General features: G+C 73.2%; 15 protein-coding genes. 5 read left to right on the plus strand and 10 right to left on the minus strand.

Annotated features, from left to right (window positions below; translation table 11 throughout):
- The first annotated feature begins 98 nt into the window (after window positions 1–98).
- Both J2X26_RS00785 and J2X26_RS00790 read left to right on the plus strand, forming a co-directional pair.
- Window positions 99–731, plus strand: a complete 633-nt coding sequence (locus J2X26_RS00785) for an O-methyltransferase (protein WP_307490679.1) — start codon at window positions 99–101, stop codon at window positions 729–731.
- Window positions 732–1,000: 269 nt separating this feature from the next.
- Complete coding sequence (locus J2X26_RS00790) at window positions 1,001–1,885, plus strand: alpha/beta hydrolase family protein (RefSeq protein WP_307488971.1); 885 nt, start codon at window positions 1,001–1,003, stop codon at window positions 1,883–1,885.
- A 49-nt stretch (window positions 1,886–1,934) separates the two neighbouring features.
- Here the strand turns inward: J2X26_RS00790 and J2X26_RS00795 are convergent, their stop codons facing one another.
- The 6 genes from J2X26_RS00795 to dapE form a co-directional block, all read right to left on the minus strand.
- On the minus strand, window positions 1,935–3,479 hold the full coding sequence (locus tag J2X26_RS00795) for a leucyl aminopeptidase family protein (protein WP_307488973.1): 1,545 nt from the start codon (window positions 3,477–3,479) through the stop codon (window positions 1,935–1,937).
- Between the two features lie 50 nt (window positions 3,480–3,529).
- On the minus strand, window positions 3,530–3,697 hold the full coding sequence (locus J2X26_RS00800; RefSeq protein ID WP_013772033.1) for a DUF3117 domain-containing protein: 168 nt from the start codon (window positions 3,695–3,697) through the stop codon (window positions 3,530–3,532).
- Window positions 3,698–3,874: 177 nt separating this feature from the next.
- A complete protein-coding gene (locus J2X26_RS00805) occupies window positions 3,875–5,137 on the minus strand; it encodes a hypothetical protein (RefSeq protein ID WP_307488988.1) in 1,263 nt (420 codons plus the stop codon).
- Window positions 5,134–6,039: a dihydropteroate synthase gene (gene folP / locus J2X26_RS00810; protein WP_307488990.1), complete on the minus strand. Its 906-nt coding sequence runs from the start codon at window positions 6,037–6,039 to the stop codon at window positions 5,134–5,136. Before folP ends, J2X26_RS00805 begins: the two co-directional genes overlap by 4 nt.
- Window positions 6,036–6,857: a TIGR00730 family Rossman fold protein gene (locus J2X26_RS00815; protein ID WP_307488991.1), complete on the minus strand. Its 822-nt coding sequence runs from the start codon at window positions 6,855–6,857 to the stop codon at window positions 6,036–6,038. Before J2X26_RS00815 ends, folP begins: the two co-directional genes overlap by 4 nt.
- Window positions 6,858–6,925: 68 nt before the next feature.
- A complete protein-coding gene (gene dapE / locus J2X26_RS00820) occupies window positions 6,926–8,014 on the minus strand; it encodes a succinyl-diaminopimelate desuccinylase (RefSeq protein ID WP_307488993.1) in 1,089 nt (362 codons plus the stop codon).
- 44 nt (window positions 8,015–8,058) lie between these two features.
- Between dapE and dapD the strand changes: the two genes are divergently transcribed.
- Both dapD and J2X26_RS00830 read left to right on the plus strand, forming a co-directional pair.
- Entirely contained in the window at window positions 8,059–9,006 is a 948-nt protein-coding gene (gene dapD / locus J2X26_RS00825; protein WP_307488994.1) for a 2,3,4,5-tetrahydropyridine-2,6-dicarboxylate N-succinyltransferase, read from the plus strand.
- Window positions 9,003–9,890, plus strand: a complete 888-nt coding sequence (locus J2X26_RS00830; protein WP_307488996.1) for a hypothetical protein — start codon at window positions 9,003–9,005, stop codon at window positions 9,888–9,890. Before dapD ends, J2X26_RS00830 begins: the two co-directional genes overlap by 4 nt.
- Window positions 9,891–9,909: 19 nt before the next feature.
- On the opposite strand, the gene J2X26_RS00835 is transcribed toward J2X26_RS00830, so the two are convergent.
- The 3 genes from J2X26_RS00835 to fdxA form a co-directional block, all read right to left on the minus strand.
- Window positions 9,910–11,208, minus strand: coding sequence for a citrate synthase (locus tag J2X26_RS00835; RefSeq protein ID WP_307488997.1), 1,299 nt, complete (start codon window positions 11,206–11,208; stop codon window positions 9,910–9,912).
- Window positions 11,209–11,407: 199 nt separating this feature from the next.
- The gene (dapC, locus tag J2X26_RS00840) at window positions 11,408–12,538 is read right to left on the minus strand and encodes a succinyldiaminopimelate transaminase (RefSeq protein ID WP_307488999.1); all 1,131 of its coding nucleotides are present in this window, start codon (window positions 12,536–12,538) and stop codon (window positions 11,408–11,410) included.
- A 10-nt stretch (window positions 12,539–12,548) separates the two neighbouring features.
- Window positions 12,549–12,875: a ferredoxin gene (gene fdxA, locus J2X26_RS00845; RefSeq protein ID WP_028050935.1), complete on the minus strand. Its 327-nt coding sequence runs from the start codon at window positions 12,873–12,875 to the stop codon at window positions 12,549–12,551.
- Window positions 12,876–12,959: 84 nt separating this feature from the next.
- On the opposite strand from fdxA, the gene J2X26_RS00850 reads away from it, so the two are divergent.
- Entirely contained in the window at window positions 12,960–13,232 is a 273-nt protein-coding gene (locus tag J2X26_RS00850; RefSeq protein WP_307489003.1) for a hypothetical protein, read from the plus strand.
- Here the strand turns inward: J2X26_RS00850 and J2X26_RS00855 are convergent, their stop codons facing one another.
- Window positions 13,233–16,598, minus strand: a complete 3,366-nt coding sequence (locus J2X26_RS00855; protein ID WP_307489005.1) for a VanW family protein — start codon at window positions 16,596–16,598, stop codon at window positions 13,233–13,235.
- Window positions 16,599–16,718 lie beyond the last annotated feature (120 nt).

Consider the following 16,718-nt stretch of genomic DNA (forward strand, 5'->3'; position numbering starts at 1 on the left):
GTAGCGGACCGCGCGCGCCCCCGCACCCTCCGGGGGCACCCGACTACGCTGGCGGACGACCGTTGCACCACCACGTCGTCGCGCCCCGGGAGGCCACCATCTCCACCGACAAGGCCCAGAGCTGGGTCTACTGCGAGGAGTTCCTGCCGGAGGACGACATCCTGCTGCGCGCCCGTGAGCGCGCCGCGCAGCTGGGGTGCACCCCGGTGCTGCCGGGCGCGGGCGCCGCGCTGAGCGTGCTCGCGGCGGCCGTCGCGGCCCGCGCGGTGGTCGAGATCGGGACCGGGACCGGCGTGGGCTCGCTGTACCTGCTGCGCGGGATGCCGGCCGATGGCGTCCTGACCACGATCGACTTCGAGGTCGAGCACCAGCGTGCCGCCAAGGAGGCGTTCGTCGAGGAGGGCGTCAAGCCCACCCGTACCCGCACGATCTCCGGCCGCGCCCTGGACGTGGTGCCCCGGCTCACCGACGGCGGCTACGACCTAGTGTTCATCGACGCCGACAAGGAGAACTACCGCGGCTACGTCGAGCAGGCCGTGCGCCTGCTGCGCCCCGGCGGGGTGCTCGTGGTGGACAACGCCCTGTGGCACGACCGGGTCGCGGACCCCGCACGCCGCGACGAGACGACGACCACCATCCGGGAGGTCGGCCGCATCGTGCGCGCCGACGACCGGCTGCTCCCGTCCCTCCTTCCCGTGGGCGACGGACTCCTGGTGGCCGTCAAGCGGTAGCCGGTCGGGGCGCGGAGCACGCTGACCCGCTTGCAGTGCCGGAGCTCCACCCCGCGTCGCCCGTGTGACGCGCCCGTCCGCGTCCGCGCAGGTCACCGGCGCTGGTTGACGCGCCTCGTGACTACGTCACAGGAATTCGATGACAACGCTATGTTCGTGGTGCTAAGTTGCGAAACCGACCGGTCGGTTTGTGTCGTAAGGAGGTCATCGCCCACCCATCGCCCCGAGAGTCACCGGTCGGCGGGGCACCACCGAGAGGACACAACGACGTGACATCTCTGACCCAGTGGCGCCGCACGGTCGCCACGACCGCCGTGCTCAGCGCCACCCTCGTCGTCGGCGGCATCGCCGGCGTCGCCTCCCCAGCTGCAGGAGCAGACAACCCGTACCAGCGCGGCCCCGACCCGACGCGGTCCAGCATCCAGGCCGCCCGCGGGTCGTTCGCCGTCTCGCAGACCTCTGTCTCCCGCTACGGCGTCAGCGGCTTCGGCGGCGGCACCGTCTACTACCCGACCGACCAGTCCCAGGGCACGTTCGGCGCGGTCGTCGTCGCCCCCGGCTACACCGCGCGGCAGTCCAGCATGGCGTGGCTCGGGCCGCGGATCGCGTCGCAGGGCTTCGTCGTGTTCACCATCGACACGAACTCGGTCTACGACCAGCCGGCGTCCCGCGGGGACCAGCTGCTCGCGGCCGCCGACTACCTCACCCAGCGCAGCGCGGTGGCCGGCCGGATCGACGCCACCCGCATCGCCGTCGTCGGCCACTCGATGGGCGGTGGCGGGACGCTCGAGGCCGCCAAGGACCGCCCGTCCCTCAAGGCGGCGATCCCGCTGACCCCGTGGAACGTGGACAAGACGTGGCCCGAGGTCACCACCCCGACCTTGGTCATCGGAGCCCAGAACGACTCCGTCGCGCCGGTCGCGTCGCACGCGAAGCCGTTCTACCAGACGCTCCCGTCGTCGACGCCGCGCACCTACCTCGAGCTGCGCGGAGCGAGCCACTTCGCGCCGAACAGCTCGAACACGACGATCGCCGAGAACTCGATCGCCTGGCTCAAGCGGTTCGTCGACAACGACACCCGCTACACGCAGTTCCTGTGCCCGACCCCGTCCGGCACCGCGTTGTCCGAGGCGGCCTCGAGCTGCCCGTTCTGACCGCCTGACCGGGCACCCCGCGTCGTCACCAGAGCGGTGCGGGGTGCCCTCAGCGCAGGTCGTCGAGGTACCGCAGCAGGAGGCGGGCGCCGAAGCCCGTCGCACCCTCGGTGACCTCGTGCTTGTCCGACGTCGCACGGGCCGGGCCCGCGATGTCGAGATGGGCCCAGGTGCGCTTCCCGACGAAGTGCCGCAGGAACAGAGCAGCCGTGATCGAGCCGCCGCCGATGTGCTTGTCGACGGGCACGTGCCGCAGGTCCGCGACCTGCGAGGACACGGCCTCCTCGTACTCCTCGACCAGCGGCATGTGCCACGCCAGCTCGCCCGACGCGTCGCCGGCGGCCAGGAGCGCGTCGGCCAGGTCGGCGTCACCGGAGTACAGGGCGGCGTACTGCTTGCCGAGCCCGAGCGAGGCCGCGCCGGTGAGCGTGGCGACGTCGATGAGCACGTCGGGGTGGAGGGTGGCGTCTGCCCAGGCCAGCGCGTCGGCCAGGACCAGGCGTCCTTCGGCGTCGGTGTTGGCGACCTCGACCGTGGTGCCGTCCCACATCGTCAGCACGTCACTCGGGCGGTACGACGCTCCCCCGAAGTGGTTCTCCGCGAGCGGCAGCACGGCCGTGACCCGGTGCGCGACCCCGGCGGCGGCAGCACCGAGGACCGTGGCCAGCGCGACGGCGGCGCCGGTCATGTCGGTCTTCATGGGGACCATGGCCTCGCGAGGCTTGATCGAGATCCCGCCCGTGTCGAAGGTGATGCCCTTGCCGACGACGACGACGTGTCGGCCACCGGCGGTCGGCGGCGTCCAGGAGACGGTCACGAGGCGCGGCGACGAGGCGGAGCCGGCACCGACCGCGAGGATGCCCCCGAACCCCTCGGCCGTGAGTTCCCGGGTGCTCCGGACGACGACCTCGAGCCCGGCCTTGGTGGCCAGGCGCTTGGCCTGGTCCGCCAGCCAGGCGGGGGTCTTGGTGCTGGACGGGGTGGTGGCCAGGTCCCGGACCAGCCACGTCGCGGTGGCGGCCGTGCGACCTTCGGAGACGGCCGCGGCGGATCGCATGCCGTCGCGCCCGAGCAGGACGAGCTCGGCGGCCTCACGCGAGGGGCCGTCCGACGTCGAGGCGGTCGGCGGCACGTAGGCGGCGAGCAGGTAGCCCTCGGCGACGGCTCGCGCAGCTGTGGCAGCCGCCGAGTCGTCCTGGTGGGCCTCGGCGCCGAGCGTCGTGACCACCCGGCGCAGGCCGCGTGAGGAACGCGCGAGCGCCGCGCCGGCACGCCGCAGGTCCGCGGGCCGGCCCGCACCGACGCCGACGAGCACCAGCCGAGGCGGCAGTCCCGACCACGGCAGGGTGACCGACGAGCCGACCGGCCGGGGCAGCTGCAGGACGTAGATCTCGCCCGCCGCACCGGTCAGTCGCGCGCGATCGCCGATCTCGGCCAGGTCGACGCCGTACCGTGCCGCGGCCTCGGCCGTGCCCTGGAGCGGGCGCAGTGCATCGTCACCCGCGCGCGCCGGGGCCACGGGGACGGCGACCGCGTCGGTCGACCCGTCGGTGAGCAGCGTCGTCGTCGCGATGCTGCCACCGTCGACGGTCACGTCCGGGGGGACGCGACCGATCGACGATCTCGTGCTCGTGCGAGCCATCGTCAGCTGACGACGGACGTCAGAGCCTCACCCAGCTCCGCGGCCTCGGTCGCGTTGAGCTCGACCACCAGCCGTCCACCGCCCTCGAGCGGAACGCGCATCACGATGCCGCGCCCCTCCTTCGTGACCTCGAGCGGGCCGTCACCGGTCCTCGGCTTCATCGCGGCCATGCGGGGCCTCTCCTTCGCTCGTGCGTCCGGCGCGCGGCTCGTCGGGGCGTTTTCGCGCACCCGACGTCGGCCTCGTCTACCGGTTGTCCGAGGTCCATCCTAGTTCACCCGAGGCCCCCCACCTGTCCGGATGCCGGTCAGCCCACTGATCGGACGAACGTCCAACTGCGACGCCGATCACGGCGGCCAGTCCGCCACCGGGTTCGCGTGCCACATCTGGCGGACCCACAGCACCTGCAGCCCGAGCATGAGCACCACGACGGCACCGAACCACCAGCGCCGCGCCGCCGGAGGACGCGTGACCACCCCCGCCGTCACGGCCGCGAGCGGGAACGCGAGCAGCAGGAACCGCGCCAGGCTGCTGCCCGGCTCCACCACGGCGGCGATGTAGACGATGTAGGCGGCGGCCCACGCGTGCAGCTCCCGGCCCAGGCGCCAGGCGGCCGGCACGACGAGCACCGCGATGACGAGCGCGAAGGACAGGCCCACCACCAGGAGCGCCCGCTCCTTGAACCAGAACTGCGGCACGTAGGACCAGCCGCCGAACGGCGCGACCTCCCGGACGCCGCGCCACGACTCCTGCGTCTGCAGGTACGCGTCCGGCACCCCCGTGACCCAGCCGCAGATGGCGGGCCACAGGAAGCCGGACGCCGCGGCGAGCACCGCCAGGCCCGCCAGGCCGGTCCCTGTGCGCCAGGTGAACGTGTCAGTCCCGCGGCGCGACGACCACCAGCGGACCGCGGCGTGCACGACGACGACGACGGCCATCGGCAGCGCGACCGCCCGCGTGAACCCCAGCGCGACGACGACCAGCGCCATCCACCCGTAGTCGCGGCGCAGGAGCAGCAGCAGGGCGCTCGCGACGAGCAGCAGCGCCAGCGCCTCGGTGTACGCCACCTGCAGCACCGCCGCCGTCGGGAAGACGCTGACCAGGGCGACCGTCGCCAGCGGGAGGCCGGGCCGCGCGGCGACCGCGCGTGGAGCGCCACGGACGATCGTCCGGTGGATGGCGAGCACCGCACCGGCGCCCAGGACGACGGCGAGCAGCGGGGCGACGACCTCCCACGGTGCGCGCGTGACGAGCATGAGCCCGCGCGCGAGCATCGGGAAGAGCGGGAAGAACGCCCAGGCGTTCTGCTGGACCAGACCGTCCGCGCCCACCGGCAGCTGCGCCGGGTAGCCGTTCTCGGCGACGTTCTTGTACCAGGAGCCGTCGAACATGAGGCCGACGTACGGGAAGTAGCCCGGGTGCTCGGCGGTCCACGGGTTCTGCTCCTGGACGCTGGCTACCCAGAGGAAGACGGCCGTCGTGAACAGCCGCGCGGCCCCGTACACGAGGAGCACCTGAACCCACCACGGCCGGCTCACGGCCCAGGCCCAGAGACCGGGAGTCGGCCTGGCCTCCGCCGAGGACTCCTCGACCTCCTGCACCTCGCTCACGCCAGCCCCCTGACCGTCCGAGCCGGGGGACGGTCCCCGCGGATGGTGGCGACCATATCGAGGGTGCGCCGGGTCGCGCGCACGTCGTGGGCCCGGAACACCCGCGCACCCAGCCACGCGGCGACCGCGGTCGCGGCGAGCGTGCCCTCGAGCCGCTCCTCCGCGGGCAGGTCGAGGGTCTCCCCCACGAAGTCCTTGCGGGACAGCGCCATGAGCACCGGGAAGCCGAGCGCCACCAGCGCCTCGGTGCGCCGGACCAGGTGCAGCGAGTGCCACGTGTTCTTGCCGAAGTCGTGCGTCGGGTCCACCAGGACGCTCGCCGGGTCGATGCCGAGCGACACGGCACGTGCCGCGGCCGTCGACACCGTGCGCAGGACGTCGTCGACGACGCCGTCGAGGGGGTCGCCGTCGCCCGGCGGGTACTCCACGCGGAACGGGTCGGTCCGGGGCCGCGCACCGCCCGTGTGGGAGCACACGATCCCGAGACCGCGCTCGGCGGCGACCTCCATGAGGGCGGGGTCGTGGCCGGCCCACGTGTCGTTGACCAGGTCGGCGCCCTCGTCGGCGGCCGCCCGCGCCACCTCCGCGCGCCAGGTGTCGACGCTGATCACCAGGTCCGGGTGGCGGGCCCGAACCCGTGTGACCAGCGGGATCACCCGCGCGATCTCGTCGGCGACCTCGACGCGCGGACCCCGGCCGGCCCGTACCCCGCCGAGGTCGACGATGTCGGCGCCCTCGTCGACCGCGCGTGCCACCGCGTCGGCGGCGGACGCGTCGTCGAACCGGGCCGCGGCGTAGAACGAGTCCGGCGTCCGGTTGACGACGGCCATGACGGCCGGGCGACCGGGCGCGATCCAGCGCCCCCGCAGGCGCAGCTGCGCGCCGGCCGGCGGCGTGGTCACCGCGTCGAGCCCTCGGCAGCCTGCTGCGCGCTCGCGGTCGCAGCGGCGGCCGCCGCCTCCTCGGCCCGCAGCTGGGCACCCCGCACGAGTACCAGGTCGACGGCCTCCTGGGCGGTGTCGACGACCTTGAGGAGCTCGAGCTCGGCCGTCGAGATCATGCCGCGGCCCATCACGGCGCTGCCCACCCAGTCGATGAGGCCCTGCCAGTAGTCGCGGCCGACGAGCACGATGGGGAAGCTGATGACCTTGTGCGTCTGCACCAGCGTCAGGGCCTCGAACAGCTCGTCGAAGGTGCCGAAGCCGCCCGGCAGCACCACGAACCCCTCGGAGTACTTCACGAACATCGTCTTGCGCGCGAAGAAGTACCGGAAGCTGATGCCGAGGTCCACGTAGTCGTTCATGCCCTGCTCGAACGGCAGCTCGATGCCGAGCCCGACGGACAGCCCGCCGGCCTCCAGCGCCCCGCGGTTGGCCGCCTCCATGATCCCGGGGCCGCCACCGGTGATCACCGCGTAGCCCGCCTCGACCAGCAGGCGTGCGACCTCGCGGCCGAGGGCGTAGTCGGGGTGGTCCACCGGCACCCGCGCCGAGCCGAACACGCTGACCGCCGGGCCGACCTCCGCGAGCGCCCCGAAACCCTCGACGAACTCGCTCTGGATCCGCATGACGCGCCACGGGTCGCCCCGCAGCCACTCCGCGTCCCCCGGCCCGGACAGGAGGCGCTGGTCGGAGGTGGTGGTGGGGATCTGCTGTCCGCGCAGCAGGACCGGGCCCTTGCGGTACCCGTGGCCCGGGGCGGACACGCCGTCGTCGCTCATGGCCCCGACTCTAGGTCGACCGGGCGGACCGTGACGGACGGTTCCCGCGGTCGACACCCGCCGTTCACTCAGGCGGACAACCAGTCCCGGAGCGCCGCGTGCACCAGGGTGATCTGGCCGACGACGCACCGCTCGTCCTGCTTGTGCGCCAGGAGCGGGTCCCCGGGCCCGAAGTTCACCGCGGGCACGCCGAGCTCGGAGAACCGGGCGACGTCGGTCCAGCCGTACTTGGCCGCGGGCGCTCCGCCCGTGATGGCCAGCACGGCACGCGTGAACTCCTGCGCGGCCGGGTCGTCCAGCCCCGGGCGCGCACCGGGCGCGGCGTCGACGATCTCGACGTCGTACCCGTCGAACAGCTCGCGCACGTGGGCCGACGCCTGCTCGACGCTCGCCGACGGCGCGAACCGGTAGTTCACGGTGACGACGCAGGAGTCGGGGATGACGTTCGCCGCCATGCCGCCCGAGACGAGCACCGCGTTGAGGCTCTCCCGGTAGACCAGGCCGTCGACCTCGACCTCCCGGGGCGTGTACGCCTCGAGCCGGCGCAGCACCTCGCCGGCAGCGTGGATCGCGTTGCTGCCCAACCAGGCCCGCGCCGAGTGGGCCGCGACCCCCGTGAGCCGCACCTCGGCCCGCAGCGTGCCGTTGCAGCCGCCCTCGATGCCCCCGTTCGTCGGCTCGCCCAGGATCGCGAAGTCGCCCGCCACCCAGTCCGGGTGCTCCCGCACGATCCGGCCCAGCCCGTTGAGCTCGGCGGCGACCTCCTCGTGGTCGTAGAACACCCACGTGACGTCGCGCGTCGGCTCGTTCAGCTCCGCCGCGAGCGCCAGCTGCACGGCCACGCCGGCTTTCATGTCGACGGTGCCGCGGCCCCACAGCTCCGCCTGCGCACCCTCCCCGACGAGCCGCGTGGGCAGGTTGTCGGCGATGGGCACGGTGTCGATGTGGCCGGCGACGACGACGCGCGACGACCGTCCGAGGTTCGTCCTGGCCACGACCGCGTCACCGTCGCGGAGCACCTCGAGATGCGTGTACCTCGAGAGGGCGGTCTCGATCGCGTCGGCGAGCGCGCGCTCGTCACCGCTCACCGACGGGAGGTCGCACAGGGCGCGGGTCAGCGAGAGGAGATCCGACGAGAGGTCCAGGGTCGTGTCCACGACGCGACCCTAGCCCGACCGCACGGTGACCTAGGGTTGTCGCCATGACTGCACGGACGGCCTGGGGCTTCGGCCTGGCCACGGTGACCGACGACGGCACCACGCTCGACGTCTGGTACCCCGCCCCCGCCCTGGGCTCACCCGAACCCGATGCGTCCGCGCCTGCGTCGCTGACCGCCTCGGCGCGGGTCGACGAGGCCCGTGGCGTCCGCGTGGAGGTGGTCCGCACGGTGATCGACCTGGACGCACCGCCGGCCGGCACGGCCGACGCGTACCTGCGGCTCCACCTGCTCTCGCACCGCCTGGTCCAGCCGCACGGGCAGAACCTCGACGGGCTGTTCGGCGCGCTGCCCAACGTCGTGTGGACCGACCGCGGACCGTGCGCCGTCGACGGCTTCGAGGAGACCCGTGGCCGCCTGCGTGCCGCCACGGGAGTCCCGGTCACCGTGTTCGGAGTCGACAAGTTCCCGCGCATGGTCGACTACGTGCTGCCCTCCGGGGTGCGGATCGCCGACGCGGACCGGGTCCGGCTCGGTGCGCACCTCGCAGCCGGGACCACCGTCATGCACGAGGGCTTCGTGAACTTCAACGCCGGGACGCTCGGTACGTCGATGGTCGAGGGCCGCGTCTCCGCCGGTGTCGTCGTCGGTGACGGGTCGGACATCGGTGGGGGCGCCTCGATCATGGGCACCCTGTCCGGAGGCGGCCGGGAGGTCGTCTCGATCGGCCGCCGCACGCTGCTCGGCGCGAACGCCGGGGTCGGCATCCCGCTCGGCGACGACTGCGTGGTCGAGGCGGGGCTGTATGTCACGGCGGGCACCAAGGTCGCCCTGGTCGGCTTCGAGGACTCCCCGCGCGTGGTCAAGGCCCGCGAGCTGGCCGGGCGGGACGGCGTGCTGTTCCGTCGCAACTCCCTGACCGGCGGCGTCGAGGCGGTCGCGCGTGCGGGCTCGGGCGTGCAGCTGAACGCGACCCTGCACGCCAACGAGTGAGCGCTCGACGTCGGGGGGCACGACGAGCACGACGCGCAGGCTTCGCCGTCGTCGTCGCCCTCGTGCTTCTGGTCGCCGCGACCGTCGGGGTGGTCACCGTCCTGACGCGCCTCGACCCGGCACCGCCGGCAGCGCAGCAGTGCGTCGTGGAGCTCGACGGCACCGGCTGGCGCCTGAGCCCCGACCAGGCGCAGAACGCGGCCCTGATCGCGGCGACCGGCGTCCAGCGCGGGCTGCCTGCCCGCGCGGTCACGATCGCCCTGGCCACCGCGCTGCAGGAGTCCCGGCTGGTCAACGTCACGTACGGCGACCGCGACAGCCTCGGGCTGTTCCAGCAGCGCCCGTCGCAGGGCTGGGGCACCGCGGAGCAGGTCCAGGACCCCGTGTACGCCACCGGGCGCTTCTACGACGGTCTCGTGGCGATCCAGGGCTACGAGAACCTGCCCATCACCGAGGCCGCGCAGGCGGTGCAACGCTCCGGCTTCCCCGACGCGTACGCGCAGCACGAGACACGCTCCCGCGCGTGGGCGTCGGCCCTCACCGGCTGGTCCCCCGCGACGCTCACCTGCACCCTGCGCGACCCGGACCCGGCAGCGTCGTCGGCCGATGCCGTCGCAGCGCGCGTGCAGCGTGACCTCGGCGGGCTGCCCGTGGTCGCGGACGCCAGCGGCGGGCTGATCGTCGACACGTCGGGCTTCGGGGCTCCCGAGGACCGCGCCCGGCTCGACTGGGCGGTCGCGCAGTGGGCCGTCTCCGTCGCCGAGCCGCTCGCGGTCACATCGGTGGCCGTCGCCGATCGCACCTGGGACCGCGCCGAGGGCGGCTGGGCGCTGTCGGAGACGCCCGTTCCCGCCGGGACCGTGCGGCTGACCCTCGCGGGCTAGCGGGCAGGACCTTCGCGCGCTACCGCGCGTCCAGCTCCGTGTAGTCGCGCGAGACGGCGCCCGTGTAGATCTGCCGCGGACGGCCGATCTTGGTCTGCGGGTCGGTCATCATCTCGCGCCACTGCGCGATCCAGCCGGGCATGCGGCCCAGCGCGAAGAGCGGCGTGAACATCTCCTCCGAGAAGCCCATCGCCTTGTAGATGAGGCCCGTGTAGAAGTCCACGTTCGGGTACAGCTTGCGGGAGATGAAGTAGTCGTCGGAGAGCGCGATCTCCTCGAGGCCCATCGCGAGGTCGAGCAGCTCGTCGTTGCCGCCGAGGGCGGAGAGCACCGAGTCGGCGCTCTTCTTCACGATCGCCGCGCGGGGGTCGTAGTTCTTGTAGACGCGGTGCCCGAAGCCCATGAGGCGGACGCCGGGCTCCTTGTCCTTGACGCGCTTCATGAAGTTGGTGGCGTCGCCGCCGTCGGCCTGGATCTCCGTGAGCATCTTCAGGACCGCCTCGTTGGCACCGCCGTGCAGCGGACCCGACAGCGCGTTGATGCCGGCGGCCACCGACGCGTACAGGTTGGCCTGGCTGGAGCCGACGATGCGCACCGTCGACGTGGAGCAGTTCTGCTCGTGGTCGGCGTGCAGGATCAGCAGCTGGTCCAGCGCCGACACCACGACCGGGTCGGCCTCGTACTGCTGGTACGGCACTGCGAACGTCATCCGCAGGAAGTCCTCGACGTACCCGCGCGAGTAGTCCGGGTACAGCAGCGGCTCGCCCTTGGACGCCCGGTGCACGTATGACGTGATGGTCCGCGTCTTGGCCAGGATCAGCACCGTGGCCAGCTCGACGGTCTCCGGGTCGAACGGGTCCAGCGACTCCGGGTAGAACGTGGACAGCGCGTTGATCGCCGACGCCATGACGGCCATCGGGTGCGCGTGGCGCGGGAACGTCCCCATGAACGTGCGGAAGTCCTCGTGCACCAGTGTGTGGCGGTTGACCCGCTCCTCGAACGCGTCGAGCTCGCCCGGCGTGGGCAGCGCGCCGTGGATGAGCAGGTACGCGACCTCGAGGAACGTGGAGTGCTCGGCCAGCTGCTCGATCGGGTACCCGCGGTAGCGCAGGATGCCCTCGTCGCCGTCGATGTAGGTGATCTGCGACTCGCACGAGGCGGTGTTCATGAAGCCCGGGTCCACGGTCACCATGCCGGTGTCGCGCAGCAGCGAGGAGACGACGATGCCGTCGTTGCCCTCGGTCGCGGTCACGATGGGCAGGTCCTTGGACTGTCCGTCGACGATCAGCTGGACCGGCACGGTGACGACGTCCGACATGGTGTTCCTCTCCTGCGACTCCCGGGGTGACGGGGATGTCCCGCGATGTTCGGTCGTCGGCGACTGCGCCTGGTGGGCCTGCTGGGCCTGCGCGTGCGTGCCCTCGTTGGCGTGGATCGACGGTACCCGCGCGAACCGTTCCGTGACCAATCCTCGACGAGACGTTGGTGCCCCTGTGACGACGATCACACCCGACGGGTTAGGCCCCCGAGAGGCGGGCGGCGGCCTCCGCGATGCTCTGGTCCGACGCCGTCAGCGCCACGCGAACGTGCTCCGCGTCGCCGTAGAACGCGCCGGGGGCCACCAGGATCCCGAGTCCGGCCAGGTCAGCGACCGTGGCCCAGCTGTCCTGGCCGCCGGACTCCGGGCGCACCCACAGGTACAGGCCGGCGTGCGAGCGGTCGACCGCGTAGCCCGCGCTCTCGAACGCTGCGCGCAGCACCCGGCGCCGGCGCCCGTAGACGGCCCGCTGCGTGGCGACGTGCTCGTCGTCGGACAGCGCCGCGGTCGTCGCGGCCTGCACCGGGCCGGGGACGATCATGCCGGCGTGCTTGCGCACCTCCAGCAGTCGCGCGACGAGCGCGGGGTCACCCACGACGAACGACGCGCGGTACCCAGCGAGGTTGGACTGCTTGGACAGCGAGTAGACCGCGAGCAGGCCCGTGAGGTCCCCGCCGGTCACCCTCGGGTCGAGGATGCTCGGCACGCCGGTCGACGCCCACGGCTCGTCCCACGCCAGCTCGGCGTAGCACTCGTCGGACGCGACCACGACGGGCCCGGCCGACGACCGCGCGGCATCGACGACCGCGCGCAGCTGGTCCACGCCCAGCACGGAGCCGTCGGGGTTGCCCGGGGAGTTCAGCCAGACCAGGCGGACGTCGTCGCCGTGCGCCAGGCGTCCGGCCGGGTCATCTGTCGGTTCCGGCGTCGCGCCCGCCAGCCGCGCCCCCACGTCGTACGTCGGGTAGGCAGCCGCCGGGTGCAGCACCACGTCGCCCGCGCCGAGGCCGAGCAGCGACGGCAGGAACGCGACCAGCTCCTTGGAGCCGACCGTGGGCAGGACCGCCGCGGGATCGAGCCCGCGGACGCCGCGCCGGCGGGCGAACCAGTCCACCACGGCCTGCCGGAGCGCGGGCGTGCCGTGCGTCGTCGGGTAGCCCGGTGAGTCCGCCGCCGCCGCCAGCGCCTCCCGCACGAGCTCGGGCGTCGGGTCGACGGGCGTGCCGACGGACAGGTCCACGATGCCGCCCGGGTACGCGCGAGCGCGCTCCGCGAGCGGCGTGAGGGTGTCCCAGGGAAAGTCCGGCAGGTCGCCGGTCAGCAGGCCCACCGGGGCGGCGTCAGTCGCCGTGCACGCGCAGCGGCAGCGTCGCGATGATCGGGTGGTCCTTGTCGATCTCACCCATCTTCGCGGCGCCACCAGGCGAGCCGAGGTCGTCGAAGAACTCGACGTTCGCCTTGTAGTACTCGGTCCACTGCTCGGGGACGTCGTCCTCGTAGTAGATGGCCTCGACCGGGCACACCGGCTCGCACGCACCGCAGTCGACGCACTCGTCCGGGTGGATGTACAGCGATCGCTTGCCCTCGTAGATGCAGTCCACGGGACATTCCTCGATGCACGCCTTGTCCTTGACGTCCACGCAAGGCTCGGCGATCACATACGTCACGGTCGGTCCTCCACAGGCCAGGGGTGCTCTTAGTATCGCTCACATGCGCAGCCTCGTGACGCGGTGTCCATCACAGGGACAGTCATGAGCGCCGGCGGCTGGCGGACCTGGTCACCGGGGGTGCGCGTGGTCGTCCGCCGCCTGCGTGACGACCTGCCCGAGCCGCACCCCGACCACCCCGACCTGCACGTCCCGCAGCACACCGACGTGCTCGGCGAGCTGATCGCGATCGACGACGACGGGCTCCTGGTCCGCACGCGACGCGGCGACGTCCGCGTGCCCGCCGCCGACATCGTGCTCACCAAGCTGGTCCCGCCCGCGCCCGTCGACCGGCGTCACCGGCCGACGGGCACCTGACTACGGCGTGGCGGGCGGGGTCGCCGCCGGGGGCGCCCCGCAGATGATCTTGTTCTGCGGCTTGTAGCGCCAGGAGTTCGACTCCGTCTTCTCCAGGACGCCGTTCAGGTACGTCTTGCGCGTGACCGTCACGGAGAAGCCCGGGTTCCCGGCCGACTGCGCCTCACACGTCGGCGACTGCGAGTACACCGTCGTCGGCGCGACCACGCCGGAGCGCGGGCTGGTGATCGACTCGACCGTCCAGTGCTTGGTCCCCCACACCCGGACGTACACGCGACCATCGGAGACCCACGCCTGCACGAGTGCCCCGTACGGCGTGTTGTTCTTCCACCGCATGTCGAGGGTGCCGGTGAAGATCGTCGCCTCGCGCCCCTCCGGGTACCGCGCGAACCACTCGCTGTGCGGGCGGTGCTCGATGTCCTCGAAGCCCGCCAGGAACGCCGCGTTGTAGGTGGTCGTCGACACCTGGCTCAGGCCGCCACCCCACGCGTCCGTGTGCTCACCGCTCACGATCGCGCCCGCCTCGACGTACCCGTGCGCGGCGTCGATCGGACCGAGGGCCTCCGTCAGGCTGAAGGTCTCGCCCGGACGGATCAGCGTCCCGCTGATCTTGCTCGCACCGTTCGTGATGTTCACCGTGCGGCGCGGCTCGCTGTTCAGCGGCGTCGCGAACTCCGAGACGATCTCCTTGACCCCCAGCGCCTCGAGCTCGGCCGTCGACTCCGACGGGTCGGCCTGGACGAGCTCCACCGTCGCCGTGCGGTCAGGAGCCGCGGTCGCCGCCGCGACGCTGGTGGCCAGCGCAGCCGGGTCCAGCGACGTCCCCGGGGTGCCGGGGATGATCACGGGGGCGTCGTTGACGAACTCGAAGTGGGCGTCCGCCGACTGGGTCAGCAGGTCGGGCAGCTGAGCCAGCACGACCTCCGCCAGACCCTCGCCATTCATCTGCAGCGACAGGTTGCCGTCCACCGGGACGAACGACGCGTTCGCCGCCAGGCTGGGTGTGTCGATGAGCGCGGTGCGACCCGCCACCGACACCGTCACCGGCGCCGACGTGACCTGCCGCGCCTGGACGAGAGCGGCATCCGTCTCCTCCTGCGTGATGTCGGGTGCGACCGTCTTGGTCGGCAGCTCGATCGGGCGCGCGGCCACCAGCCAGTCGGAGGCCAGCACGTCCGCGGCTCCCGGCTGGTCCAGGTTCCAGCCGTCCACCGCAGGCGTCGACTGCGGCGACGAGTCGACGAACACGACCGTGCCGTCCACCGGCGCGAGCGCCAGCGAGGTCCCGAGGTCACCGATCGCCGCGGCGAGCGCCTCGTCGTCGACCGACGTCACCGGTTCCTGCTCACCGACACCGGCGATGTGCGCCCAGAGCCGCTCCGGCTCCGCGAGGTTCACACCGGTCAGCTGGTCGACCGTGGCCTGGGAGTCGAACGTCATCCCGGCAGCCGTCGGGTCGACGGTCGCCTGCACGTCGTTGGCGACCACCTCGATGGGCTGCGTCGTCGCGTCCGCGAGCTCCTCGTCCAGCCGCGCGACCGCCTCCTCCGACGACAGCCCGCCGATGTCCACGCCCGCGACCGTCGCACCGCGAGGCACCCGGTCCGCGAGCGCGTACGACGCGCCGACGTACACCGCACCCAGCGCGACGACCACGGCCGCGACGATGAGCAGCCGCTTGGGCCAGCGCCGCTTGCCGTCCTCGGCCTCGAACACGTCCAGCGGCGACTCGCTGCGCTCCGACGGCGGCACGGGGCCGGACGGGATCGGAGCCTGCGACTGCGGCTGCGCCGGTCCCTGGGGCCGAGCTGCGGCGGCGGCCGCCGCGGGTCCGGCGCTCGTCGAGGCAGGCGCAGCGGGGGCGGCCGTCGGCGCAGCGGGGGCGGTGGCATTCGTGGCCGCTGCTGCGGCGGTGCCGGCCGGTGACGTTTCGCTCGGCGCGACCGGTCCCGTTGGGGTCGGCCCGACCGTCGCCGCGGCCGATCCCGGCACCGTGCGCGTCACCGGGGCGGCGAGCGTCCCCACCGGCGGTGGCGTCGTCGGCGCCGCAGGCGGCGTGGGCGCCGCAGGCGGCGTGGGTTCCGGTGCAGGCGTGGCCACGACGGGCGCGATGACGGCCGTCGCGTCGTCCCGACCGACAGGCTGCCGCGCAGGCGATTCCGTCGCTGTCGGCGCAGCGGCCGCGGCCGCAGCATCGCGAGGCGGCTCGCCCGCGCCGTCGAGCGCTGCAACCGCGGCAGAGGCGACGGCGACCCGGCCCCGCTCGGCGTCAGGGTCGGCGGCACCGGCGGTCTCAGTGTCGGCGGTGGCGTCAGCGTCCGCGGTGGTGTCGGCGTTCGCCGTGGTGTCAGCGTCGGCCGCGGCGTCAGCGTCGGCCGCGGCGGTGACGGTGCCGGCCGTGGCGGTGTCGTCACGGCCGTCGGGCGCCACGTCGTCGCTGACGGTGCCCACGGCGGGGTTCGTCTGCTCCGGTGCGTCGGCACGGGGTTCGGCAACGGCCGGCTCGGTGTCAGCGGCCTCGTCCGCGGAAGCTACGTCCGCGTTCGTCTCGTTCGCGGACGAGTCGTCGGCCTCCTGGTGGGCGACTGGCTCGTCAGCACCCTCGGAGTCGTCGTTCTCCTGGTCGGTCGGGACCTCGACCACGGCCTCGCCATCGGCTGTCTGTTCGTCAGCAGGCTGCTCGTCGACGTCGGGCTCGGCAGGAGCCTCCTCGGCGGCGTCCGGCTGATCGGCAACGGCCCCGTAGGCAGCAGGCTCCTCGGCGTCGGGCTCCTCCGCTGCCGGCTCATCAGCGGCAGGCTCCTCGGCAGAGGAATTCTCGGCTGCAGGACCGTCGGCGAGCCTGTCGCCAGCAGACTCATCGGCGAGCGCCTCGGCAGGGACCTGCTCGGTCTCGGGCTCATCGGCAACGGTCGCGGCGTCTGCAGGCGCGGCAGCAGCAGGCTCCGCGGGTGCCGGTTCGCCAGCAGCGGGCTCGGCGTCGTCGCCGACAGCGGGCTCGGTGTCCTCGTCGGCCGCGGGCTCTGCACTCTCGTCGGCTGCCGGCTCGTCGGCGGCGGGCTCCGCGCTCTCGTCGGCTGCTGGCTCGTCGGCGGCGGGCTCCGCGGGCTCGTCGGCCCCGGGCTCGTCGACAGCGGGCGCGGCGGCTGCGTCGGTTGCGGGTTCGGCGGGCTCCGTGGCGGAGGGCTCGGTGGCCTCGTCGGCACCCTGCTCGTCCGTCGGCGCCTCGGGCTCGGCGGCACTGCTGCCACCCCACACGGGCCAGACCGGGTCCGACGACGGACGGCTGCTCTCCGTGGGACCGGAGCCCTGAGGCAAGCCCTCGCTGCGCTGTCCGGGCTCGTCGCGCTCGGTGCCGTTAGTCATCCGCTCCCCCGCTGTTCCACGCACGCACAACGCGTCCGCGCGAGTCTACGTGCCCGGGCGAACTGGAATTGCTCGCGCCGCGACGGCGGTGGGGGTTCTCACCCGCATCCGCGGGTCGAG

The organism is Cellulomonas humilata (assembly GCF_030814415.1).
GTDB lineage: Bacteria > Actinomycetota > Actinomycetes > Actinomycetales > Cellulomonadaceae > Cellulomonas > Cellulomonas humilata_A.

Excerpts from the sequence above, each read along its gene's own strand:
- J2X26_RS00835 (WP_307488997.1), bottom strand. The coding sequence starts at position 11,208 with ATGTCGGACGTCGTCACCGTGCCGGTCCAGCTGATCGTCGACGGACAG.
- dapD (WP_307488994.1), top strand. The coding sequence starts at position 8,059 with ATGACTGCACGGACGGCCTGGGGCTTCGGCCTGGCCACGGTGACCGAC.
- J2X26_RS00850 (WP_307489003.1), top strand. The coding sequence starts at position 12,960 with ATGAGCGCCGGCGGCTGGCGGACCTGGTCACCGGGGGTGCGCGTGGTC.
- J2X26_RS00855 (WP_307489005.1), bottom strand. The coding sequence starts at position 16,598 with ATGACTAACGGCACCGAGCGCGACGAGCCCGGACAGCGCAGCGAGGGC.
- J2X26_RS00800 (WP_013772033.1), bottom strand. The coding sequence starts at position 3,697 with ATGGCCGCGATGAAGCCGAGGACCGGTGACGGCCCGCTCGAGGTCACG.
- J2X26_RS00815 (WP_307488991.1), bottom strand. The coding sequence starts at position 6,857 with ATGAGCGACGACGGCGTGTCCGCCCCGGGCCACGGGTACCGCAAGGGC.